Source organism: Nostoc sp. UHCC 0251, from assembly GCF_034932245.1.
Classification (GTDB): domain Bacteria; phylum Cyanobacteriota; class Cyanobacteriia; order Cyanobacteriales; family Nostocaceae; genus Nostoc.
On record NZ_JAYGHD010000260.1, the window covers coordinates 1 to 1,727 of the forward strand.

At 42.5% G+C, this 1,727-nt stretch carries 1 protein-coding gene; it reads left to right on the plus strand.

Annotated elements, in window-relative coordinates; genetic code table 11:
- Nucleotides 1-93: 93 nt before the first annotated feature.
- Entirely contained in the window at nt 94-1,704 is a 1,611-nt protein-coding gene (locus VB740_RS18070; protein WP_323201334.1) for an IS1182 family transposase, read from the plus strand.
- Nucleotides 1,705-1,727: the final 23 nt, after the last annotated feature.

Below are 1,727 nucleotides of genomic sequence, written 5' to 3' on the forward strand. Positions count from 1 at the left end.
CTAGAGAGGCAGTCCAGTAAAAGTAGTTGACAAGATGCACAGTTTTTGCGGAGTGTAAAAAGAAGAGAACACGGTATCAGGAGTGCAGCTACCATGCGTCCGTTAGTTTGGAACCCTCCCGTAGAACTGTCAGCAAAAGAAGAAAAAGTCGCAAAACGTATACGCAAAGCTAAACTGTTCGTATTTTTAAGGCAGATACGTCACGAATTATTTGACGCAGAATTTCAAACAGAACTAGCAACGGTTTTTAAGGATAGTAGCGTTGGTTTATGCCCAGTACCACCCGCACAATTAGCGTTAGCAATCATTCTACAAGCGTATACAGGGGTTTCAGATGACGAGGCAATGGAAGCAATTGAAATGGATAGACGATGGCAGCTAGTTTTAGATTGTCTTGATTGTGAGCAACCACCTTTTGGGAAAGGAACACTGGTGAGATTTCGTGCGCTTTTAATGTCAAAGTCGTTTGACCGACGGTTAATTGAAAAAACGATTTGTATGGCACAAAAACAAGGAGATTATAACTCGCGTTCGTTAAAAGTAGCGCTAGATTCAAGTCCGCTATGGGGAGCGGCAAGAGTTGAAGATACATACAACTTGTTGGGTCATGCACTACGAAAAACATTAGAAGTTATAGCCCAGAATTATCAACAAGATTTGGCAGATGTGGCTGCAAGTGCAGGGGCAGAAATCGTCACTGGAAGTAGCCTCAAAGCAGCTTTAGATTTAGATTGGGATGACCCAGAATCTCGCAGTCTTGCCTTATCTACAATATTGCAAGCATTAAACTCAGTTGAGTCTTGGGTAGAGCAAAAAACTGATTTGGACTTTAAAACAAAGAATCAGGTAAACAAGAGTCTCAAAGATGCAAGGCAAATTGAAACACAAGATGTGGAGGATGCATCGGATGGTTCCCCAAAGCTTCGTAAAGCAGTGGCGAAGGATAGACGTATTTCCATCGAAGATGAGGATATGCGTCATGGGCGTAAAAGCCGCAGTCAAAAATTTGATGGCTACAAACGTCATGTTCTCAAAGACTTAGACTTACAAATGGTCAGGGCTGTTGGTGTCACCAGGGCAAACACACCAGAAGCATCTGTAACTATAGACATTGAGTCTGATTTAAATGCCCAACAAATAACTCTTGAAAACATCGAAGAATTGCAAATCGACCGTGCATATTTGGTTAGCCATTGGGTGAAAGAGCGCATCCCAAATATGACTATTGTTTGTAAAGCATGGAAGGTCCGAAACGGTCAGTTTTTTGATAAAAATGCCTTTGTTCTGGATTGGGAAAATTACTTAATTCGCTGTCCCAATGGGGTGAGTTTACCCTTTGCTGAAGGAACTGTTGTCCACTTCCCCAAACAGGAATGTCAGGCTTGTCCAATACGTTCTCAATGCACTGAAAGTAAACTTGGTCGTAGTATCTCTATTCATCCTGATGAGTCTCTACTTGTGGAACTACGGGAACGTCAAACTACTGAGAGTGGACGTGCAAAACTTCGTGAGCGCGTTAGTATTGAGCATACTTTAGCTCATATTTCCCAGTGGCAAGGAGATCAAGCTCGCTACATTGGCTTACGTAAAAACCTTTTTGACCTCCGACGCATGGCTGTTGTCCACAATCTCCACGTTCTTGCCCGTATATCCAAAACTCATGCTGGAGAAATTTCTCACCTTACTAGCTCACAATCTGCTTAATTTGTCAATGCCTTCTACTGGAC